The organism is Streptomyces sp. SID4985 (genome assembly GCF_009863025.1).
Taxonomy (GTDB): domain Bacteria; phylum Actinomycetota; class Actinomycetes; order Streptomycetales; family Streptomycetaceae; genus Streptomyces.
The window spans coordinates 17784-37545 of record NZ_WWIR01000206.1 but is presented as its reverse complement, the minus strand read 5'-3'; the positions used below and the strand labels follow the sequence as shown (position 1 = coordinate 37545).

24 protein-coding genes are annotated in these 19762 nt (G+C 70.9%); 11 read left to right on the top strand and 13 right to left on the bottom strand.

Annotated elements, in window-relative coordinates:
* The 7 genes from GTW40_RS08255 to GTW40_RS08225 form a co-directional block, all read right to left on the bottom strand.
* The coding region (locus GTW40_RS08255) for a DoxX family protein (protein WP_202485566.1) at window positions 1–1374 on the bottom strand (1374 nt) is incomplete at its 3' end.
* A gap of 129 nt (window positions 1375–1503) precedes the next feature.
* Window positions 1504–2445, bottom strand: coding sequence for a 23S rRNA (guanosine(2251)-2'-O)-methyltransferase RlmB (gene rlmB / locus GTW40_RS08250; protein WP_161179492.1), 942 nt, complete (start codon window positions 2443–2445; stop codon window positions 1504–1506).
* Between the two features lie 85 nt (window positions 2446–2530).
* Window positions 2531–3934 carry a cysteine--tRNA ligase gene (cysS, locus tag GTW40_RS08245; protein WP_161179491.1) on the bottom strand — a complete coding sequence of 468 codons (1404 nt, stop codon included), beginning with the start codon at window positions 3932–3934 and terminating at the stop codon, window positions 2531–2533.
* A 69-nt stretch (window positions 3935–4003) separates the two neighbouring features.
* Window positions 4004–4408 (bottom strand): PPOX class F420-dependent oxidoreductase, encoded by a 405-nt coding sequence (locus tag GTW40_RS08240; RefSeq protein WP_161179490.1) that lies wholly within the window; start codon window positions 4406–4408, stop codon window positions 4004–4006.
* 74 nt (window positions 4409–4482) lie between these two features.
* Window positions 4483–4989 (bottom strand): 2-C-methyl-D-erythritol 2,4-cyclodiphosphate synthase, encoded by a 507-nt coding sequence (ispF, locus tag GTW40_RS08235; protein WP_161179489.1) that lies wholly within the window; start codon window positions 4987–4989, stop codon window positions 4483–4485.
* Window positions 4979–5743: a 2-C-methyl-D-erythritol 4-phosphate cytidylyltransferase gene (gene ispD / locus GTW40_RS08230; protein WP_161179488.1), complete on the bottom strand. Its 765-nt coding sequence runs from the start codon at window positions 5741–5743 to the stop codon at window positions 4979–4981. The genes ispF and ispD overlap by 11 nt, the downstream gene beginning before the upstream one ends.
* A 322-nt stretch (window positions 5744–6065) precedes the next feature.
* Window positions 6066–6548: a CarD family transcriptional regulator gene (locus tag GTW40_RS08225; protein WP_003953493.1), complete on the bottom strand. Its 483-nt coding sequence runs from the start codon at window positions 6546–6548 to the stop codon at window positions 6066–6068.
* Window positions 6549–7364: 816 nt separating this feature from the next.
* Here GTW40_RS08225 and GTW40_RS08215 point away from each other — a divergent pair.
* Window positions 7365–8063 (top strand): copper chaperone PCu(A)C, encoded by a 699-nt coding sequence (locus tag GTW40_RS08215; RefSeq protein WP_161179487.1) that lies wholly within the window; start codon window positions 7365–7367, stop codon window positions 8061–8063.
* An 83-nt stretch (window positions 8064–8146) separates the two neighbouring features.
* On the opposite strand, the gene GTW40_RS08210 is transcribed toward GTW40_RS08215, so the two are convergent.
* Window positions 8147–8827: a response regulator transcription factor gene (locus GTW40_RS08210; protein WP_018548425.1), complete on the bottom strand. Its 681-nt coding sequence runs from the start codon at window positions 8825–8827 to the stop codon at window positions 8147–8149.
* Window positions 8824–10122, bottom strand: a complete 1299-nt coding sequence (locus GTW40_RS08205; protein ID WP_161179486.1) for an ATP-binding protein — start codon at window positions 10120–10122, stop codon at window positions 8824–8826. Before GTW40_RS08205 ends, GTW40_RS08210 begins: the two co-directional genes overlap by 4 nt.
* Before the next feature lie 220 nt (window positions 10123–10342).
* Here GTW40_RS08205 and phoU point away from each other — a divergent pair, with 220 nt between their 5' ends.
* From phoU to GTW40_RS08185, 5 genes are all read left to right on the top strand, one after another.
* Window positions 10343–11041, top strand: a complete 699-nt coding sequence (phoU, locus tag GTW40_RS08200) for a phosphate signaling complex protein PhoU (RefSeq protein ID WP_161179485.1) — start codon at window positions 10343–10345, stop codon at window positions 11039–11041.
* Between the two features lie 285 nt (window positions 11042–11326).
* Entirely contained in the window at window positions 11327–11479 is a 153-nt protein-coding gene (locus GTW40_RS32560; protein WP_202485564.1) for a hypothetical protein, read from the top strand.
* A gap of 144 nt (window positions 11480–11623) precedes the next feature.
* Window positions 11624–11965, top strand: coding sequence for a hypothetical protein (locus tag GTW40_RS08195; RefSeq protein ID WP_161179484.1), 342 nt, complete (start codon window positions 11624–11626; stop codon window positions 11963–11965).
* A 48-nt stretch (window positions 11966–12013) separates the two neighbouring features.
* Window positions 12014–12628: a DUF6000 family protein gene (locus GTW40_RS08190; RefSeq protein WP_161179483.1), complete on the top strand. Its 615-nt coding sequence runs from the start codon at window positions 12014–12016 to the stop codon at window positions 12626–12628.
* Window positions 12625–13329, top strand: coding sequence for a hypothetical protein (locus tag GTW40_RS08185; protein ID WP_343245637.1), 705 nt, complete (start codon window positions 12625–12627; stop codon window positions 13327–13329). Before GTW40_RS08190 ends, GTW40_RS08185 begins: the two co-directional genes overlap by 4 nt.
* Window positions 13330–13335: 6 nt before the next feature.
* On the opposite strand, the gene GTW40_RS08180 is transcribed toward GTW40_RS08185, so the two are convergent.
* Window positions 13336–13821, bottom strand: coding sequence for a DUF4265 domain-containing protein (locus GTW40_RS08180; protein ID WP_161179482.1), 486 nt, complete (start codon window positions 13819–13821; stop codon window positions 13336–13338).
* On the opposite strand from GTW40_RS08180, the gene GTW40_RS33700 reads away from it, so the two are divergent.
* From GTW40_RS33700 to GTW40_RS08165, 3 genes are all read left to right on the top strand, one after another.
* Window positions 13786–14070 carry a ribosomal protein L7/L12 gene (locus GTW40_RS33700; protein WP_343245636.1) on the top strand — a complete coding sequence of 95 codons (285 nt, stop codon included), beginning with the start codon at window positions 13786–13788 and terminating at the stop codon, window positions 14068–14070. The genes GTW40_RS08180 and GTW40_RS33700 overlap by 36 nt on opposite strands.
* A 146-nt stretch (window positions 14071–14216) precedes the next feature.
* A complete protein-coding gene (locus tag GTW40_RS08170; RefSeq protein WP_161179481.1) occupies window positions 14217–14705 on the top strand; it encodes a hypothetical protein in 489 nt (162 codons plus the stop codon).
* A 158-nt stretch (window positions 14706–14863) separates the two neighbouring features.
* Window positions 14864–15517, top strand: coding sequence for a YdcF family protein (locus GTW40_RS08165; protein ID WP_161179480.1), 654 nt, complete (start codon window positions 14864–14866; stop codon window positions 15515–15517).
* Window positions 15518–15624: 107 nt separating this feature from the next.
* Here GTW40_RS08165 and GTW40_RS08160 read toward each other — a convergent pair whose 3' ends face one another.
* Window positions 15625–16386 (bottom strand): phosphoglyceromutase, encoded by a 762-nt coding sequence (locus GTW40_RS08160; protein ID WP_161179479.1) that lies wholly within the window; start codon window positions 16384–16386, stop codon window positions 15625–15627.
* 162 nt (window positions 16387–16548) lie between these two features.
* On the opposite strand from GTW40_RS08160, the gene GTW40_RS08155 reads away from it, so the two are divergent.
* The gene (locus tag GTW40_RS08155) at window positions 16549–17895 is read left to right on the top strand and encodes an MFS transporter (protein WP_237525394.1); all 1347 of its coding nucleotides are present in this window, start codon (window positions 16549–16551) and stop codon (window positions 17893–17895) included.
* A gap of 16 nt (window positions 17896–17911) precedes the next feature.
* Here GTW40_RS08155 and GTW40_RS08150 read toward each other — a convergent pair whose 3' ends face one another.
* A complete protein-coding gene (locus GTW40_RS08150; RefSeq protein ID WP_161179478.1) occupies window positions 17912–18370 on the bottom strand; it encodes a DUF2000 domain-containing protein in 459 nt (152 codons plus the stop codon).
* Between GTW40_RS08150 and GTW40_RS08145 the strand changes: the two genes are divergently transcribed.
* On the top strand, window positions 18369–19214 hold the full coding sequence (locus GTW40_RS08145) for an AraC family transcriptional regulator (protein WP_202485563.1): 846 nt from the start codon (window positions 18369–18371) through the stop codon (window positions 19212–19214). The two genes, GTW40_RS08150 and GTW40_RS08145, sit on opposite strands and share 2 nt — an antisense overlap.
* Before the next feature lie 7 nt (window positions 19215–19221).
* Here GTW40_RS08145 and GTW40_RS08140 read toward each other — a convergent pair whose 3' ends face one another.
* Complete coding sequence (locus tag GTW40_RS08140; protein WP_161179496.1) at window positions 19222–19722, bottom strand: YbjN domain-containing protein; 501 nt, start codon at window positions 19720–19722, stop codon at window positions 19222–19224.
* Between the last annotated feature and the right edge of the window lie 40 nt (window positions 19723–19762).

Below are 19762 nucleotides of genomic sequence, written 5' to 3'. Positions count from 1 at the left end.
CTCGACCGTGGCGCCGCCCGTGGGGGCACCGGTCGCGGACGGGGTGGCGGAGTGCTTCCGGCGGGGCTCCTGCGGCAGGGCGGAGCCGGGCAGGTTGTTGCGCGGGGCCTCCCCGGGGCCGGGGACGACCACCCGGCTGGAGGCGCGTACCGCGCCGCCGAGCACGGAGCCGATGAGCAGCGTGAGGCCGATGGTGACGGCCGTGATGAGCGCGCCCCGGCGCAGCACGTAGCGGCGCAGGTCCCAGATGGCGGCGCGCGGGCCGAGCGTGCGCCAGGCCGCCGCGGCGAGGCGGCCGTCCACGGAGTAGACGGGGGCGCCCGCGATGACCAGCGGGGACCAGGCGGCGAGGTAGATGATGTCCGGCGCGTCGTAGGCCGGGACGGTCTTCCAGCTCACCGTGACGATCAGCGCGGCGGAGAGCAGCGCGCCCACCACGGCCGCGACCCGCTGCCAGCAGCCGAGGACGGTCAGCACACCGACGATCACCTGGAGGAAGGCGATCACCAGGCCGGAGCCGACCGGGTGGTGCAGCGCGAACTGGCGCAGCGGCTCGGCCACGTCCCACGGGTGCAGGGTGTTGAGCCACTGGACCATGGAGCCGCGCTCGCCGCCGTCGAAGTAGACGGGGTCGCAGAGCTTGCCGATGCCCGCGTAGGTGGAGATGAAGCCGAGGAAGACGCGCAGCGGGAGCAGGACGACGCCGAGGTTCAGCCGGCGGCCCGGGTAGTAGGCGTGCCGGGCGGCCTCGTCGCCGTGGCGCCGGGAGACGCGCGGGCCGGGGGGTGCGGCGGTGTCGTCGTACGCCTCGAACTCGCCGCTGTCGTACGCCGGTTCGTCGTAGGCGCTGCCTCCGCCGCGCAGCGGGGGAAGCAACGGGCCGTCGTCGGAGGAGGTGCGCTGGTGGCCGAGGACGGGGGTCTCGACGGTGGCGTCGAGGCGGTCGTAGCCGTCGTCGTAGCCGTCACCGGGGGTGCCGACGCGCGGGATGACCTGGGTGGCCCCGGCCGGTTCGTCGGGGTGGCGGACGCTGCTGCCCCGGACGGCCTGGAGCAGCCGGTGGGCGCCGGTGTCGTCGGGCGCGGAGTGCCCGGTCCAGACGACGGGACGGCGGCGCCCGGTTCCGGCCCGGCCTGCCGTACCCACGGACCCGGACGACAGGTGGGAGGTCTGAGCGGTGCTCAACTGCCGCGCGATCCGGGCGGATTGGTTGCGCCTGGCCGCCGCGCCCAGCTGCACGCGGAAGCTGGCGTGGTTGACGATGATCTGCGCCGGATCGCTCGGCACCTTCACCATGCTCAGCGCGGGAACGTCGTCGAAGCCCGACGAGCGGTCCCCCGTGGGTGTGCGGGGTGTTCTGGTGTCCACACTCATCTAACCGAGTGATGTGGAGTTAGGACACTGCCCCGACGCGGCCCGAAGTGTCCGGGCCGCGTCAAGGTCGTCCTGAACTCCGGGTGGACCCCGGAATTACCGCATCAGAGTGAAATCCCGAACGCGCGTTCAGGCGCGACGGCGGGACGCCTCGTAGAGCACGATGCCGGCCGCGACACCGGCGTTCAGGGACTCCGCGCCACCCGGCATCGGAATGCGCACCCGGACGTCGCAGGTCTCGCCGACCAGCCGGGACAGGCCCTTGCCCTCGCTGCCGACCACGACGACGACCGGACCGCCCAGCGCCGCCACGTCGCCCAGCTCGGCCTCACCGTCGGCGGCCAGACCGACGACCGTGATTCCCTCCTTCTTGTACTGCTCCAGGACCCGCGTCAGGTTCGTGGCGCGGGCCACCGGCGTACGGGCGGCCGCACCGGCGGAGGTCTTCCAGGCACCGGCGGTCATCCCGGCCGAGCGGCGCTCGGGCACGACCACGCCGTGACCGCCGAAGGCGGAGACCGAGCGGACGACGGCGCCGAGGTTGCGCGGGTCGGTGACCCCGTCCAGGGCGACGATCAGCGGGTCCTCGTTGTTGTCGTACGCGGCCGCGGTGAGGTCCTCGGGGTGCGCGTACTCGTACGGCGGAACCTGGAGGACGAGGCCCTGGTGGTTCAGGCCGTTCGTCATGCGGTCCAGCTCGGGACGCGGGGCCTCCATCAGGTTGATGTTGCCGCGCTCGGTGGCGAGCTGGATGGCCTCGCGGACCCGCTCGTCGTTGTCGATGAACTGCTGGATGTAGAGCGTGTTGGCGGGCACGCCCTCGCGCAGCGCCTCGTACACCGGGTTGCGGCCGACCACCAGCTCCGAGGAGGACTTGCCGCCACCTCGGCGGATCTGCGGGCGGGCGCCCTGGGCGCGGCGGGCCTTGGCGGCGGCGGCGCGCTGCTTGACGTGGCCCTTGCGCATCTCGGCAGGCGGCGTGGGGCCCTTGCCTTCGAGGCCGCGGCGCCGGTTGCCGCCGCTGCCGACCTGCGCACCCTTCTTGCCGGACATGCGGCGGTTGTTCGCCATGAGTTACCCGTCTCCGTGAGCTTTCGTACGTATGTATGCAGTGTGCCGCCCGGAGAGCCGGGCGGCACACTCGATCAAGCAGATGTCAGCGCGCGCCGAGGCTCCAGCGCGGACCCTGCGGGCTGTCCTCGACGACCAGTCCGGACTGGCCGAGCTGGTCGCGGATGGCGTCGGCGGTGGCCCAGTCCTTGCGGGCGCGGGCCGACTCGCGCTGGTCGAGGACGAGCCGGACCAGGCTGTCCACCACGCCATGGAGGTCTTCCCCGCGCTCGCCGCCTTCCCCGGCCCACTGGGGGTCCAGCGGGTCGAGGCCGAGCACACCGAGCATCGCGCGGACCTCGGCGAGGCGGGCGACGGCGCCCTCCTTGTCGTCGGCGGCCAGCGCGCTGTTGCCCTGGCGGACCGTGGTGTGCACGACGGCGAGCGCCTGCGGGACGCCCAGGTCGTCGTCCATGGCCTCCGCGAAGGCGGGCGGCACCTCGGCGGCCGGGGCGACCGTGCCCCCGGCCTTCTCCAGGACGCGCTGCACGAAGCCCTCGATGCGCGCGAACGCGGTCTCGGCCTCGCGCAGCGACTCCTCGCTGTACTCGATCATCGAGCGGTAGTGCGGGGTGCCGAGGTAGTAGCGCAGCACGATCGGGCGCCACTGCTTGACCATCTCGGAGACCAGCACGCTGTTGCCCAGCGACTTGGACATCTTGTCGCCCGCCATGGTGACCCAGGCGTTGTGCACCCAGTACCGCGCGAACTCGTCGCCGTAGGCCTTGGCCTGGGCGATCTCGTTCTCGTGGTGCGGGAAGATCAGGTCGAGGCCGCCGCCGTGGATGTCGAAGACGGAGCCCAGGTACTTGTGCGCCATGGCCGAGCACTCCAGGTGCCAGCCGGGACGCCCGGGGCCCCACGGGGTCGGCCAGCTCGGCTCGCCGGGCTTGGCCGCCTTCCACATGGCGAAGTCACGCGGGTCGCGCTTGCCGGTCTCGCCGTCGGCCGAGGGCTGGAGCAGGTTGTCCAGCTCCTGCCGGGACAGCTCCAGGTAGTCCGGGAACGACCGCACGTCGAAGTAGACGTTGCCGTCGGCCGCGTAGGCGTGGCCGCGCTCGATCAGGCCCCGCATCATCTCGATCATCTCGGTGATGTGGCCGGTGGCGCGGGGCTCGTAGCTGGGCGGGAGGCAGCCGAGAGCGGTGTACGCGTCGTTGAAAGCGCGCTCGTTCTCGTACCCGATCGACCACCAGGGGCGGTTCTGCTCACGCCCCTTGGTGATGATCTTGTCGTCGATGTCGGTGACGTTGCGGATGAACGTGACGTCGTAGCCGCGGTACGCGAACCAGCGGCGCATGATGTCGAAGTTCAGGCCCGAGCGGATGTGCCCGATGTGGGGGGCCGCCTGCACGGTGGCACCACAGAGGTAGATCGAGACACAGCCCGGCGTGACCGGGGTGAAGTCGCGGATCTGCCGGGCGTTGGTGTCGTACAGGCGAATAGTCACGCCCCCAGGGTAGTGGGCACATTGCAATGCAATGTGCCCGCACCGGGAAACGGGCGCCCCGGACCTTCCTCAGAGGCTGCCGACCACCTTGCGCGGGGTGATCCGGACGACCACCCGCTCGGCGTCCTGGGCGGAGGCCGGGTTGAAGTCCGCGTACTTCTTGCCGGTGTACTTCTCGGACAGCTCGTCGATCAGCTCCTGGCCGCCGTCGGTGGTCATCTCGGCGGTGCCGCGGATCTCGGCGTACTCATAGGGACGCTGTGGATCCATGACCACGACGGACACGTGCGGGTCGCGGTCCAGGTTCTTCTTCTTGCGCCGGTCCACGGTGGTGGAGAAGAGCACGTCGTCGCCGTCCCGCTTCACCCATACCGGCGACAGCTGGGGGCTGCCGTCGGGCTGGACGGTTCCGACCACGATGAAGACGGGACCGTCCAGCACGGACTTGAGCCGGTCGGACAGGGCGGCGGACATGGGTACCTCCTGGGTCGGCGATGACTCTGCGGGTACCCTCGCACGCCCTCGGCTCACCCGCACGGGGAAGCCGGTCAGCCCACCCGCACGACCAGCGCGGTGGCGACCGCCATCAGCCCTTCCTCACGGCCGGGGAAGCCGAGCCCGTCGGTGGTGGCGCCGGAGACCGAGACGGGGGCGCCGACGGCGGCGGACAGGATCTGCTGCGCCTCGTCCCGGCGCTTGCCGATCTTCGGACGCGGTCCCACGACCTGCACGGCGACGTTCCCGATGGCGAATCCGGCCTCGCGCACGATCCGGGCCGCCTCGGTGAGCAGCGCGACCCCGGAGGCGCCGGCCCACTCGGGCCGCCCGGTGCCGAAGTGCTGTCCGAGGTCACCGAGACCGGCGGCGGAGAAGAGCGCGTTGCAGGCGGCGTGCGCGACGACGTCCGCGTCCGAGTGTCCGGCCAGGCCCGGACCGGCGTTCTCCCACTTCAGGCCCGCGCACCACAGCTCGCGGCCCTCCTCGAAGGCGTGGATGTCGGTGCCGATGCCGACCTGGGGCAGCGCCGGGACGAGCGGGGGGTGGTCAGAAGCCATCGTTGAGCCTCCTGCGGTTCAGGACCGCCTCCGCGAGGACGAGGTCGAGGGGGCGGGTGACCTTGAAGGCCTCTTCGTGGCCGGGGACGGTCACGACCCGCGCGCCGAGCCGCTCGACCATGCTCGCGTCGTCGGTGACGTCCTCGGTGACGCTCTCGTGGGCGCGCACCAGCGTCGCCCGGTCGAAGCCCTGCGGGGTCTGCACGGCGCGCAGCCGGGCCCGCTCGGGCGTGCCGAGCACCGGCTCGGGCTCGCCGGGTACGGCCGCGGGCTCGACCTCCTTGACGGTGTCGGCGAGCGGCAGGGCCGGGACCACGGCGGGAGCGCCGCCGCGCACCGCCTCCACGACCGCGTCCACGGTGTCCACCGGGACCAGCGGGCGGGCCGCGTCGTGCACGAGGACGACGTCGTACTCCGGCGGCAGCGCGTCGAGGCCGAGCCGGACGGACTCCTGGCGGCTCTCCCCGCCGGGGACGACCAGGAAGTCGGTGCGCTCGGGCAGCGCGTGCGCGTCGAGCAGGGACTTGACCTCGGCGGCGCCGTCCGGCGGGGCCACGACGACGACCAGGGAGACGGACCGGGAGGCGGCCAGCGCGCGGACCGCGTGGATCAGCATCGGCGTGCCGTTCAGCGCGCGCAGCGCCTTGGGGGCGCCCGGACCGAGGCGTACGCCCCGCCCCGCGGCGGGGATCACGGCGGCGACACGGCTCCCGGAAGGGGACTCGGCGGGTGCGGGACGCGATTCGTCAGACATCGGTTCCTGTCAGGTTTGTGTGCTCGTCCTGGGTGGGTATGGCCTGGAGGAGTGCCGGGCGGGACGCCTTGACCGGACCCTTCCGTGACCCTGGTCGAGCCATCGCCCGGACCCGGCACACCAGTATCGGGGGTTCTCCGAGACGTACGACAGGTCTTGCGCACGGTGTGGCGGCGGAGGGGTACGAAAACGCCGCAGCACCCGCGACAGGTTCAGTGTCGTCGGGCACCGCGGCATCGTGGCTGTGCCTGGCGCGCCCACTCGTGAGCGGCGGCTCAGAAGTGTGCGCGTCGGAAGCAGACAGGGGACTGCCTGCCGGACGTCAGGAGGCGAGTACCTCGTCGAGCAGCGCCTCGGCCTTGTCCTCGTTCGTGTTCTCCGCGAGGGCCAGCTCGCTCACCAGGATCTGGCGGGCCTTGGCGAGCATGCGCTTCTCACCGGCGGAGAGACCGCGCTCGCGCTCGCGACGCCACAGGTCACGCACGACTTCCGCGACCTTGATGACATCGCCGGAGGCGAGCTTCTCCAGATTTGCCTTGTAACGACGCGACCAGTTCGTGGGCTCCTCGGCATACGGCGCGCGCAGCACCTCGAAGACCCGGTCCAGCCCGTCCTGACCGACCACATCACGCACGCCGACGAACTCCGCATTGTCCGCTGGCACACGTACCGTCAGGTCACCCTGGGCGACCTTCAGCACCAAGTAGGTCTTGTCCACGCCTTTGATCTGGCGAGTTTCGATGGCCTCGATCAGCGCGGCCCCGTGATGGGGATAGACCACGGTGTCGCCAACCTTGAACGTCATGTGACAGGTACCCCTTCCGTGGCTATCCAGGGTAACACGGATACGGCGTCTTCTGAATGGCGTTTTCGCAGGTCAGGGCATATCTCGGGGCTTGACAACAGCGACCGGAACGTGCTGCGGGCCACCTGCGGAACCGGGAATTCGCAGGTCGGAGCGGCTCTGTGGGCGGCATGAAACGCGTACGTCACACGCTCCCCAGGTCCGCCCCGAGCGGACGAATGTCCCGGTTTGCCTCCCCTCAAGCGTACGACTTCCGGCGCTCCGTTCGACGGCGAGGGACCGGTACGAGACGAATCCGGAATTGATCACAGGGGGCCGAACGAGCGGTGGATCAGTGTCGGATGTTGCTGATGATGATGAAGCGGATGAAGAGACGGATGGGGCACTTCGATGATCCGAAGGATCACCCGGAACGCTCAATGCCGTCCGGCAATACGGCGCGCCAATAGGAGCCGGTCAAACAAGTGGCTCAATCAAGTGGCTCAATCCTGGTCAATCACGCGGGTCAATCGGCCGGCCGAAATCTTGGGCACCACATTCCTTCACCGGAAATTCGCGCGGTGTGTCATGCGGCGCGTCACGGGGTGTGTCGCACGCGGTGCGTCACGGGCGTCCGGCGGGTCGTCGGCCTGCCGTCGACCTGCCGTCGGTCTGCCAGGAAGGGCCTCCCGCTCGCCCACCCGGAGGGACGCCGCGGTCTTGGGGAGGGTCGGGTGCGGCCGCCCGGGAACGGCTCGGTAGCCTAAGTCCGCTGACTGATACTTAGGGCGGCTTTACAAAGAAGGCCGTCCGTGCGTTCAAGGAGTTGCCGCCGCCGTGAGCAGCAGCCTTCGACGCGGCGCCCTCGCCGCCTCTGCCATCGCTTTCCCGCTGGCCATGCTCGCCGCCTGCGGCGCCGGCAACGACGCCCAGACCCTGGAGATCAGGCCCGACAACGCGGCGACCAGCGTCGGCACCATCAAGGTCCAGAACGCCCTGGTGATCACGCAGCCCGACGCCAAGGCCACGGGTCCGCTCGCCATCTCCGCGACGCTCTTCAACTCCGGTACGAAGGCCCAGACGCTCCAGTCGATCACCGTCCCGGGTGCGAACGACAGCGTCGAGCTGAAGGCCGCCAAGGGGCAGAGCCTGAGCGTCCCGGCCCACGGCTCCCTGGTCATCGGCGGCAAGGACAACGCCTCCGCGATGCTCGCGAGCGGCGGCGAGATCGTCCGCAACGGCAACGCGCAGAAGGTCACCTTCACCTTCAGCCAGACCGGCGCGGTCAGCCTGCGTGCCTTCGTGGTCCCGGCGACCAGCTACTTCACCAAGTGGGGCCCGAGCGAGATCCCGTCGGCCCCGGCCGCCACGTCCTCCCCGTCCGCCACCGCGTCCTCCTCCGCCTCGGCCCCGGCCGCGGGCGAGCCGGGCGCCGGCGCCTCCACGAGCGCGAAGCCGGACGACAAGACCTCCGGCGCACCGGCCGAGGGCGCGACCCCGAGCGACTCCGCCTCGCAGTCGGCCGCCGGTCACTGAGCGGTCGTACGACGCACGAAGGGTGGGTGCCCCGGATTCCAGGGGCGCCCACCCTTTGTCGTAAGCCGTACGGCCGGTACGGCTTACGGCTCGAACTTGTAGCCCAGGCCGCGCACCGTCACCAGGAAGCGCGGCGCGCCCGGGTCCGGCTCGATCTTGGCGCGCAGGCGCTTGACGTGGACGTCGAGGGTCTTGGTGTCGCCCACGTAGTCGGCGCCCCACACCCGGTCGATCAGCTGCATACGGGTGAGCACCCGGCCCGCGTTGCGCAGCAGCATCTCCAGCAGGTCGAACTCCTTCAGCGGGAGGTCGACCTTCGCGCCGCCGACGGTCACCACGTGACGGTCCACGTCCATGCGGACCGGGCCCGCCTCCAGCGCGGCCGGGGTGACCTCCTCCGGTTCGCCGCGCCTGCGGAGCACCGCGCGGATGCGGGCGACCAGCTCGCGCGAGGAGAAGGGCTTGGTCACGTAGTCGTCAGCCCCTATCTCCAGGCCGACGACCTTGTCGATCTCACTGTCCTTGGCGGTCACCATGATCACCGGGACGTTGGAGCGGCCGCGCAGCTGACGGCACACCTCCGTACCGGGCAGCCCCGGCAGCATCAGGTCGAGGAGGACGAGGTCGGCGCCGTTGCGCTCGAACTCCTCCAGTCCGTCGGGGCCGGTCGCCGCCACGGCGACCTCGAAGCCCTCCTTGCGGAGCATGTACGACAGGGCGTCGGAGAAGGACTCCTCGTCCTCGACGACGAGCACTCGGGTCACGGAAGGACCTCCGGGGCGGGAAGCGGTTCGTAAGGGGATGAGTCGTCGCTGTCCCGGTTCTCGTCGTCGAGACCGGGGTGCTGTGCCGCGCGGGCGCGGGCTGCGCCCGCCTCCGGCAGCCGCAGGGTGAAGGTGGAGCCCTGGCCCTCGGCGCTCCAGACCGAGACCTCGCCGCCGTGCGAGGCGACGACGTGCTTGACGATCGCGAGTCCGAGGCCGGTGCCTCCGGTGGCGCGCGAACGGGCCGGGTCGACGCGGTAGAAGCGCTCGAAGATGCGCTCCTTGTCCTTGTCGGAGATGCCGATGCCCTGGTCGGTGACCGCCAGCTCGATGAGGTCGCCGCCGGGTGCGGCGACCCGGCGGGCGGCTATGCCGACGCGGGTGCGGGCCGGGGAGTAGTTGACGGCGTTCTCGACCAGGTTGCCGAGGGCCGCGGCGAGCTGGCCGCGGTTGCCCCAGACCCGCAGTTCGGTACCGGCGCGGCGGCCGCCGCCCTCGGAGGCGGGCCGCTCGGGGCCCTGGATCGCGGCGGCCATGGTGATCTGCTTCGTACCGGCCTGGTGACGGCAACGGTCGACGGCCTCCGCGACCAGCTCGTCCACGCGCACGGGCTCGGCGTCCTCCAGCGGATCGTCGTTCTGCACCCGCGAGAGGTCGATGAGCTCCTGGACCAGGTTGGTGAGCCGGGTCGCCTCGATCTGCATCCGGCCCGCGAAGCGCTGGACCGCCTCGGGGTCGTCGGAGGCGTCCATGACGGCCTCGGAGAGCAGGGAGAGGGCGCCGGTCGGGGTCTTCAGCTCGTGGCTCACGTTGGCCACGAAGTCGCGTCGTACGGCCTCGATGCGGCGGGCCTCGGTCAGGTCCTCGACCAGCAGCAGCACCAGCCGGGAGCCGAGCGGGGCGACGCGTGCGGAGACCGCGAGGGCCTCGCCGCGTCCGGTGCCGCGCCGGGGCAGGTCCAGCTCGACCTGGCGTATCTCGCCGTCGCGCCGGGTGTCCCGGGCCATCTGGAGCATCGGCTCGACGGAGAGCTTGCCGCCCCGGACCAGCCCGAGGGCGTACGCCGCGGAGCTGGCCTTGACCACGGCGTCCGCCTCGTCCAGCACGACCGCCGAGGAGCGGAGCACCGACAGCACGGTGTCCACGCCGGGCGGCAGCACCGCGTCGGTGTGCAGCGAGGTCCGGGTGTGCCGCTTCTGGTCGCGCTCGCTCCAGCGGAACGCCAGCACGGCGATGACGCCGGTGAGCACCCCGGCGATCGCCGCCGCTGCGGCGACCGCCGCGTTCACGTCCATGTGACCAGGTTAGGCATGGGGTACGACCTGCCCACAGCCACCGGTGTGCGACCTCGGACACTCGTCGCCCAGAGTTCACCTTCAAGCCAGTGGACGTTCACACCGGGTGGCGGAAACGGACGCGTACGGGGCGGAACGTGGGAGCGTGGGGCGGTGTGGGCATGGGGCCCGCACGGGCGGCCCCGTTTGCACATAGGACTGTACGTAGGAGAGGGATCTGATGCGGGACGCGTACCACGAGGAACTGGACTCGATCGGCGACGGTCTGGTGGAGATGGCCCGGCTGGTCGGCTCGGCGATCGGGCGCGCCACCACCGCCATCCTGGACGCCGACCTCAAGCTGGCCGAGAGCGTGATCGAGGCCGACCAGAAGGTCGACGAACTCCAGCACGACCTGGAGGCCCGGGCGATAGCCCTGCTCGCCCGCCAGCAGCCGGTGGCCACCGATCTGCGCATCGTCGTCACGTCACTGCGCATGTCCGCCGACCTGGAGCGCTCGGGCGACCTCGCCCAGCACGTGGCCAAGCTGGCCCGGCTGCGCTTCCCGGAGCGGGCGGTCCCGCAGTACCTGCACGCCACCATCCTGGAGATGGGCCAGCTCGCCCAGCGCCTCATGGCGAAGGCGGCGGAGGTCATCATCACCAAGGACGTCGACCTCGCGCTCCAACTGGAGCAGGACGACGACGAGATGGACCTCCTCCACCGCACCCTCTTCCAGCACCTGATCGACGACCGCTGGAAGCACGGCATCGAGACGGCGGTCGACGTCACACTCCTCGGCCGCTACTACGAGCGGTACGCGGACCACGCGGTCGCCGTGGCCAAGCGGGTGGTGTACCTGGTGACGGGCGAGCACGCGGACGAGATCCAGCAGCAGCAGGATGTGCCTCCGGCGGTGGGCGGGACGGAACAGGGGTGAGGGTGGCGGGGGTTGCCGGGCTGAGGGGCCGGGGGTCGCTGGGCTGAGGGGGCTGGGGGTCGCTGGTGGGGCGGCCGAGGCATACGGAACCTCCCCTACGCGACACGGGAGTTGTGCACGGGCCGGGCGAGACACGGTGAACCGCCTTGCCCGTGCCGTGACTTGCCCGGGGGCGTGCGGACGCCCCCATGCGCCCTGAATGCGCCGTTGATACCCCGTAGGGACGGCCCTGGAATTGGGCATGGAACGGTCGGGGCCATCTGGCCCCCGTGTCGAGGAGGACCCATGCCCGAATCCCCCACCACACCCGACCCCACCCAGCCCGAGCCCACCGAACACCCCGCCAACCCCCTCTCCCTCCCCCTGATCGCCGCCTGCGGCTGCGGCTCGGGCTGCGGCTGCGGCTGCCAGTCGGGGGCGCCCTGCCAGTGCGGCTGAGGATGCACGGGCGGTGAGGGGGCCGGCCCCTTCCGGGGGCGGGGCCTTCTCACTTGCCTGTGCGGGGATGCCGGGCGGGTGCGGGGAGGGCGACACCATGGTGCCGGGCCATATGGATGATGGCCCCATGTGGATGATGGCCCCATGGAACGCGCCGAGCTCGAACGGCTCCTGACCAAGGCGGACGACGCTGCCGAGGCCGCACTGTCCTCCCTCCGCGCGGGCGCCTCGTACGTCATCTGGGAGGGCACCACTCCCGCCCAGCCGCTCGCCCGCACCTACGCCCGGCGCCTCCGTCTGACCCACCGCCGCGGCACGGAGACCTTCGGCCTGGAACGCGCCGTACGACTCCTCGCCGGACATGGCGGGCCGGTGCGCCTGGGTCGGATCGATTCCGTGGACGGGGCGTGGATCTACATGGTCTTCATCACCGAGGTCGACAAAGAACTGCTGGCATGCACGGGCGTACGGCGAAAACAGCCGTAAGCACTTCGTCGCTTGCCCCAAAAGCCCTGCCCCCACAACAATGCCGACGTGCGCGACGCTGAAGAAGCGGATGAACTGGACCAGTTGGTCCGTCAGTACGTCACCCCCGGACGCCGGTATCTCAAACTCGGCGGCAGCCTTCTCCGTATGAGCGGGCCGGAGCGGGCCGAGTTCGCGCGGAGTCTCGGTGAGGACGCCGGGAAGATCAGCGATGCCGGACTGGGTGTCCTGCTGGGCGGTAGCTGGCGGGAGCGCAAGACGGCGGCGTGGCTCATCGCCGTCGCGGGGAGGACGGAGTTCCGGGAACGGCTCGGGGAACTCCTGCTGGCCAGCGAAGGCCCGTACGCGGGGCGGGCGTACTGCGTCGCCCTGGCCGGCTTCGGCACCGCTGCCGACGCCGGTCTCCTGGTCGCGTACCTCGACCGCTACCTGGGCCGCCCCGATCTCCCCTACGACCAGCCGGCCGCCCTCGGCGCACTCCTGCTGCTCGACGCCCGCCTCCGGAGCGACCGGGCAGCCCGCTTCCTCACCCCGGACGGCCTCTGGGAGCGGTGGCTCGACGGCATGCCCGGCACGGACCTCGGAAGTCCCGCCCACCAGCGCGACTTCATCGAGCAGCTCTGCGACTTCGCCGCCGAGAGCGGACGGGGAATAAGCACGTGACGGAGGACGCCGACACCCTCACCATGACCGTCGAGCTGCACGGAGTGCTGCGCCGACACCCCTGGATCTCCCAGGTCAGCGCCGACCACGACCTGGACGAGGATGTGTACAGCCTGGTCGTGAAGCGGGCGGCGGCGTACGGCTGGAGCTCCACGCACCTGAGCCCGGGGCAGGCGCTCGGCGGCCGACGCTGGGAGCACGCGGACGCCGGAGGCGACTGGTCCCAGGACGGCGCGGTCCGCCAACTGGCCCGGCTGACGGTCCACCCCGCCACGGATCTCCCGGCCCAGCACCTCCCGGTACTCCCGATGACCCAGGTCCTGATGGACGCCCTGCACCGGATCGGCGAGGTCCGCCTCACCTCCCTGCGGTCGCACGTCCCCATAGCCCTGGCCCCCGACACAGGCTTCGACCTACGGGGCGACGCGGACTGGTTCGCCCTCTCCGACCCAGCGGCCAGAACGGACATCACGTTGTGCGTCTCCCCGCCCCCGCCCGTCGCCGCCGAGCAACTCGCCGTCCAAGTCGCGCGGTTGTCCCAAGGACACGTACGCCTCAGCCCATCGCCCTCCTCACTGCCCCTTCAGGGCACCGCCCCGGAGTGGACGCCGCAGGCGGCGGCCTGGATCACGGAGATCGTGATCGACGTCCTCCGGGCGAGCGGCGTTCATACTGACGCGGATATCACGGTCGCAGGGTGAACGGCGTCAGCCCGCGGAGACGGCTCGCCATCGCGCGGTGATGCAGCCCTCCTCCATGTCCCACCACTCCTTGGCGACACCGTGACGCAGCAGCCGCTGCACTTTGGCGAGGTCGGCGGTGGGCGGGATGTCCAGGGCGACCATCCCGAACCGCTCGATGCCCTCCCCGTCGACGCCGAGCTCCCGAAACGCGCTGAGCACGCTCTGCCGAGCGGCCCCCGAGCCGCCGTCGCGGAGCACGATGAGGCGGACGGTGCAGTTCTCCGAACGCCGGACCACCTCACCGCCCCACCGCACGCCCTCCTCATCGGACTCGGTGGCCACGACGTCTCCGCAGGCAACGCCCCGCACGAACCAGGGCACGTTGTCGAGCCGCACGGTGTCGTCCCCCAGGTCGACAGCCCACAGGCTCTCCACGGAGACCGGAGGCCAGGCATCCTCGACCTCCATCCGGAAGTGGACCTTCGCATAAGGGATTTCGGGCTTGGTCATGCCGCTCTCTCCACACCAGGATGCCGCCATGCCAGACGCAGAAGGCGAGACCCCCGAGTACTTCCCGCCGAACCTCTGGCCGTCGCCCAGACCGTACGCCGCCTGACGGTCCTGAGTCTCTGGCACAGCAAGCTCCTTGTGACCCGGCCGACCGCCATGATCCTCAAGGGGGTACCCCCAGAAGCCGCCGAGTCGGCCGCCATGGCACTCCGCGAGGCGGGAGCGCGAGTGGAAGTACAGAAAAGCTGAAGGCGCTGCTCGGGGCGCTGGTCCTGGGCGCCTGAGAGAGCGCCATCGGTCGTCGTTGGCTGCTGTCTAGCGGCCTCGGGCGCCCCAGGGACGGCCCGGGTTGAGGCGTTGAAACGTAGGCAAATGCCTGACTGCATACTGGCGTCATGCTCTCGCCACAGCGGTTCCGGGACGCCCAGCACACGAAGTACGACTTCATTGATCATGTGCTCGTGAGCTGTCCGAGGTGCGCTGGGATCGCACACGTCGCCCTGATGGCGCCTGCGGCTGAGAACACGGTTCCCTCGGTGTTCGCGCGCCGTCGTCTCGTCTGCAGGACGTGCGGTCTGTCGCGAGAGGCCGCCGGGGAGGGGTTCCGCCTCTTCCGAGGGCGAGGCGAAGCGACAGATCCTTATTTCGGTCTGCCGTTGTGGTTGCAGACAGAGGTGCGACACGGCCGGGTGTGGGCCTACAACCCGGAACACCTGGAGCTGATCCGGAAGTTCGTACAGGCACCGTTGCGCGAGCGAGCCCCATGGGATGCGCGAGTGAAAAGGATGACGCTCGTCGCGCGGCTACCGACCTGGATCAAGAGTGCGAAGAACAGAGACGAGGTGCTGCGCGCCATCGACCGGATCCGGTCGTCCCTCGCCTGACCAGTCCGACGGGCTCACTATCGGCGACGGGCGCCTCGTGACCTCAGGCCCGCCCGTCGCCCTCCGGCTCACCATCGTCAAGGGTGGCCTCCGGGGCCGAGGCGCTTGGGTCGGGGGCGGAGGTTGTGCTGATCCCTAGGCACCCGTCCGTGCCGAACATGTCGATCACCGAGGACCAGTGGCAGCGGGCCGCGCTGATCTGGGACTACCACCAGCTGCACCACGCGCTACGGCCCGTCGACGTTGCCATCGGCCTGGGCAGTCACGACCTCGGCGTCGCCACCCACTCCGCCGAGCTGTACCGCGCCGGACTGTTCCCCACCCTCGTCTTCACCGGCGGCAACAGCCCCACCACCGCCAAGGTCTTCCCCCGCGGCGAGGCCGTCCACTTCCGCGAGCACGCCATCGACCTCGGCGTCCCCACCAAGGCGATCCTCCTGGAACCGCACGCCGGAAACACCGGCCAGAACATCACCCTCTCCCGCGAGGTCCTCGCCAGCGCGGGCATCACCCCGGCCACGGTGCTGCTCGTCTCCAAGCCCTGCATGGAACGCCGCTCGTACGCGACCGCCCGCAAGCTGTGGCCCGACGTCGAGATCCTCTGCGCGTCGGAGCCGTTGGAACTCGACGACTACGTGAAGTCCATCGGCGACGAGAAACTCGTCCTGGACATGCTCGTAGGCGACCTCCAGCGGGTCATCGAGTACCCGAAGCACGGATTCGCCATCGCGCAGGAGGTCCCGGAGGACGTGCGCGGAGCGTACGAGTCCCTCATCCGCGACGGCTTCACCAGCCGCCTCGTCGCGTCCTGATCTGCGCCGGGCGGTCTGTGTGGAGCAGCTGGCGGCCCGGAGACGGCCCCACCAAAAAGCCCCCGCCTTGCCGAGAAGCAGCAGGTCGGGGGCTCTGTGGCGGCGCGTTACTTCTTCTTGCCCTGGTTCTTCACAGCCTCGATCGCGGCCGCAGCCGCCTCCGGGTCCAGGTACTTCCCGCCACGCGTGACCGGCTTGAAGTCCGCGTCCAGCTCGTAGTAGAGCGGGATGCCGGTCGGGATGTTGAGGGAAGCGATGTCCTCGTCGGAGATGCCGTCCAGGTGCTTGACCAGGGCGCGGAGGCTGTTGCCGTGGGCGGCGACCAGGACCGTGTTGCCGTCGAGGAGGTCGGGGACGATGTTGTCGTACCAGTAGGGGAGCATCCGGACGACGACGTCCTTGAGGCACTCCGTCTGGGGGCGCAGCTCGGGGGGGAGGTCGGCGTAGCGGGCGTCGTTGAACTGGGAGTACTCCGCGTCGCGCGGGAGCGGCGGCGGCGGGGTGTCGTAGGAGCGGCGCCAGAGCATGAACTGGTCCTCGCCGAACTCGGCCAGCGTCTCCGCCTTGTTCTTGCCCTGGAGCGCGCCGTAGTGGCGCTCGTTCAGGCGCCAGCTGCGGTGGACCGGGATCCAGTGGCGGTCCGCGGCCTCCAGCGACAGCTGGGCCGTGCGGATCGCGCGCTTCTGGAGCGACGTGTGGACCACGTCGGGCAGCAGGCCGGCGTCCGTCAGCAGCTCACCGCCGCGGACCGCCTCCTTCTCGCCCTTCTCGTTGAGGTTGACGTCCACCCAGCCGGTGAACAGGTTCTTCGCGTTCCACTCGCTCTCGCCGTGGCGGAGGAGGATCAGCTTGTACGGTGCGTCGGCCATGGGTCAGAGCGTAATCCACCTCCCGGACGACCGTCCCAGCCGCCCACGGGAGCCGAAAGGCACCCACAGTTGACGGCATCTGTTAATTGAGTGGCCCCCGACAACGCGCCCGGAGTAAGTTGCGCACACCGATAGCACCACTTACCGGGGGGTCTCGTCCACATGTCCGCGCTCGCCGCGCCCGTCGGCCGTCTCACATCAGCCGCCCGCGCCTCCGTCTCCGGCATGCCCCGCGCCTTCTGGTGGCTGTGGACCAGCACCCTGATCAACCGGCTCGGCGCCTTCGTCGCCACCTTCATGGCGCTCTATCTGACCCTCGACCGCGGCTACTCCGCCTCGTACGCCGGTCTCGTCGCCTCCCTGCACGGGCTCGGCGGCGTCGTCTCCTCGCTGGGCGGCGGCGTGATGGCGGACCGGTTCGGCAGGCGGCCCACCCTGCTCGTCGCGCAGCTCGCCACCGCCGCCTCGGTCGCCCTGCTCGGCTTCATGCGCGACCCGGTCGCCATCGCGGGCGTCGCCTTCCTGGTCGGCGCCGCCTCCAACGCCTCGCGGCCCGCCGTGCAGGCGATGATGGCCGACATCGTGCGCCCCGAGGACCGGGTCCGCGCCTTCTCGCTCAACTACTGGGCGATCAACCTCGGCTTCGCCGTCTCCTCCATGGGCGCCGGTTTCATCGCCCGCTACAGCTACCGCGCCGGGTTCCTCATCGAGGCCGGGATGACGCTGATCTGCGCGATCGTCGTCTTCCTCAAGCTGCCCGAGTCCCGCCCCGCGCCCACCGCCAAGGAGACCGGGAGCGAGGTCGGCCTCGGCACCGTGCTGCGCGACCGGCGGTACATGGCGGTCGTCGGGCTGTCCTTCCTCATCGCCCTGGTCTTCCAGCAGGGCTCGGTCGGTCTGCCGGTGGCCATGGGCCGCGCCGGGTTCTCCCCCGCCGACTACGGCATGGCCATCGCCGTCAACGGCATCCTCATCGTCGTCCTCCAGATCCCGGTCACCCGCTTCATCGAGCACCGCGACGCCCGCATGCTGCTGGTCGTCTCCTCGCTCCTCGCGGGCTACGGCTTCGGGCTCACCGCCTTCGCCGGGTCGGTCGGGCTCTTCGCGCTGACGGTCGTGGTGTGGACCCTCGCCGAGATCGTGAACGCGCCGACCCAGACCGGGCTCGTCGTACGCCTCTCCCCCGTCCACGGGCGCGGCCGCTACCAGGGCGTCTACGGCCTGTCCTGGTCCGCCGCCGCGCTGGTCGCCCCGCTGGTGTCCGGCACGGTGATCGACCGGTTCGGGGCGGCGTGGCTGTGGGCCGGGTGCGCGGCGGTCGGCACGGTGGCGGGGCTCGGGTACGGGGTGCTGATGCGGAGGCTGCCGAAGGAGGAGACGGTCGCGCTCCAGGCCGACGCGGCTCCGGCGGTCACCGCCCCGGCGGGCCCGGCCCCGGCGGACGCCGTCGGCAAGGACGCCGACACCGACACCAACACCGATGCCCCTGCCGGGCTGCGTACCGCCTGACCCTCCGGGGCGCCCCCTACGGATGCATCCGCGCCCCCTTCGTCACCTTGTCCACCCCGTTCCTCGGGCCGTACACCGCGAGACCGACCAGGTCGAGTTCCGCCGTGGGTACGGCCCGTACGGCTGCCCGGTTGTCGTGGTCGTTGCCGGTGGCGAAGAGGTCGGCGGTGAAGAGGGCGCGGGGCAGGGCGCGGGCGAGCGCACGTGTGTGGGCCGCACACAGGGTCTCCTTGGAGCCCTCGAAGACCAGGACGGGCTGGCGGAACATGGGGAGGTAACCCACACCGTCGGCGTCTTCGTAGGGCGCGCCCACCACCTCGGGGACCTGGCTGCCCAGGCCGCTGACCAGGAACGCGGTGACGTTCAGGCGCTGCCAGGGTTCCAGGTCGTCCCGGAGCAGTACGGCGATCTTGGTGTCGAACCGGGAGACGGGGCCGTCGGCGGGGAGGGGCTGGGAGAGGGGCTGTTCGTTCATGCCCCGAGACTGCCGACCGGTTCCCGGCCCCGTCTTGTACGTTGTTTGCGTGCCCGCCGACCAGCGTGACGTCTCCGCCTGGCGCCCGCGTGTACCGGGTGTCGTGGAGGTCTTCCACGCCCGTTTCACGGAGTACGCGTATCCGATGCACGTCCACGACGCCTGGACGCTGCTGATCGTGGACGACGGCGCGGTGCGGTACGACCTCGGGCGGCACGAGCACGGCACCCCGCGCGACACGGTCACCCTGCTGCCCCCGCATGTGCCGCACAACGGCGCCGCCGCCACCCCGGACGGCTTCCGCAAGCGGGTGCTGTACCTCGACGAGAGCCTGCTCGGCGCGGAGTTGATCGGCGCCGCCGTCGACGGCCCCGACCTCGCGGACGCCCTGCTGCGCGAACGGGTCGGACGGCTGCACGGGGCGCTGCGGCGGGCCGGGGACGAACTGGAGGCGGAGAGCAGGCTCGCACTGGTCGGCGAGCGCCTGCGGGACCATCTCCGGCGCCGGGAACGGCCGTCCGCCCGGCCCGACCCCGTACTGGCCCGTCGCCTACGGGAGTTGCTGGACGAACAGGTCGCCGCCCGCCTCACCCTCGCGGACGCCGCCCGCCTCCTGCACGCCCATCCCGCCCACCTGGTACGGACGTTCAGCACCGCCTACGGCATCCCCCCGCACCAGTACCTGACCTCCCGTCGCGTCGGCCGGGCCCGCCACCTCCTGCTCGACGGCCTGCCCCCGAGCGAGGTCGCGACGGCGACCGGCTTCTGCGACCAGGCCCATCTCACGCGGCACTTCAAGCGGTTGGTGGGGGTGACCCCGGGGCGCTACCGGGATCGCGGCTGATGCCGCATCAGCCCTCTTCGCGGCGGATCAGGTGCGCGAACGCGTCCAGGTTGCGGGTGGACTCGCCGCGGGCGACGCGCCAGGCGTGTTCCTTGCGGATCGCGGAGGCGAAGCCCAGTTCCAGGAGGGTGTTGAAGGCGCCGTCGGCCGCTTCGAGGACCTGGCCGAGGAGGCGGTCGATCTCGTCGGGGGTGACGGCGGCGAGGGGGAGGCGGGCGGTGACGTAGATGTCGCCGAGGTGGTCGACGGCGTAACTCACGCCGTACAACTTGAGGTTGCGCTCCAGGAGCCAGCGGTGGACGCCGGCCTCGTTCTCGTCGGGGTGCCGGATGACGAAGGCGTTCACGGAGAGGGTGTGGCGGCCGACGAGGAACGACACGGTGGTGGAGAGCTTGCGGGTGCCGGGCAGCTTGACGACGTAGGAGCCGTTTTCGGGGTTCTCCCACTCCAGCTCGGCGTCCTTGAGGGCGTCCTCGACGACTCGTGCGGCGCTGGCGGCGTCAGCCATGTGCGCGTCGCCCGTGTGCGCTTCACCCATGTCCGCCCCG

Bases quoted from the DNA above. Each gene is read 5' to 3' on its own strand.
- rlmB (WP_161179492.1), bottom strand. From the start codon at position 2,445: ATGGCGAACAACCGCCGCATGTCCGGCAAGAAGGGTGCGCAGGTCGGC.
- GTW40_RS08240 (WP_161179490.1), bottom strand. From the start codon at position 4,408: ATGTCCGCCGCCCTGTCCGACCGGCTCAAGTCCGTGCTGGACGGTCCC.
- ispF (WP_161179489.1), bottom strand. From the start codon at position 4,989: ATGGCTTCTGACCACCCCCCGCTCGTCCCGGCGCTGCCCCAGGTCGGC.
- ispD (WP_161179488.1), bottom strand. From the start codon at position 5,743: ATGTCTGACGAATCGCGTCCCGCACCCGCCGAGTCCCCTTCCGGGAGC.
- GTW40_RS08225 (WP_003953493.1), bottom strand. From the start codon at position 6,548: ATGACGTTCAAGGTTGGCGACACCGTGGTCTATCCCCATCACGGGGCC.
- GTW40_RS08205 (WP_161179486.1), bottom strand. From the start codon at position 10,122: ATGGACGTGAACGCGGCGGTCGCCGCAGCGGCGGCGATCGCCGGGGTG.
- phoU (WP_161179485.1), top strand. From the start codon at position 10,343: ATGCGGGACGCGTACCACGAGGAACTGGACTCGATCGGCGACGGTCTG.
- GTW40_RS32560 (WP_202485564.1), top strand. From the start codon at position 11,327: ATGCCCGAATCCCCCACCACACCCGACCCCACCCAGCCCGAGCCCACC.
- GTW40_RS08195 (WP_161179484.1), top strand. From the start codon at position 11,624: ATGGAACGCGCCGAGCTCGAACGGCTCCTGACCAAGGCGGACGACGCT.
- GTW40_RS08180 (WP_161179482.1), bottom strand. From the start codon at position 13,821: ATGACCAAGCCCGAAATCCCTTATGCGAAGGTCCACTTCCGGATGGAG.
- GTW40_RS08170 (WP_161179481.1), top strand. From the start codon at position 14,217: ATGCTCTCGCCACAGCGGTTCCGGGACGCCCAGCACACGAAGTACGAC.
- GTW40_RS08165 (WP_161179480.1), top strand. From the start codon at position 14,864: ATGTCGATCACCGAGGACCAGTGGCAGCGGGCCGCGCTGATCTGGGAC.
- GTW40_RS08160 (WP_161179479.1), bottom strand. From the start codon at position 16,386: ATGGCCGACGCACCGTACAAGCTGATCCTCCTCCGCCACGGCGAGAGC.
- GTW40_RS08155 (WP_237525394.1), top strand. From the start codon at position 16,549: ATGTCCGCGCTCGCCGCGCCCGTCGGCCGTCTCACATCAGCCGCCCGC.
- GTW40_RS08145 (WP_202485563.1), top strand. From the start codon at position 18,369: ATGCCCCGAGACTGCCGACCGGTTCCCGGCCCCGTCTTGTACGTTGTT.
- GTW40_RS08150 (WP_161179478.1), bottom strand. From the start codon at position 18,370: ATGAACGAACAGCCCCTCTCCCAGCCCCTCCCCGCCGACGGCCCCGTC.
- GTW40_RS08140 (WP_161179496.1), bottom strand. From the start codon at position 19,722: ATGGCTGACGCCGCCAGCGCCGCACGAGTCGTCGAGGACGCCCTCAAG.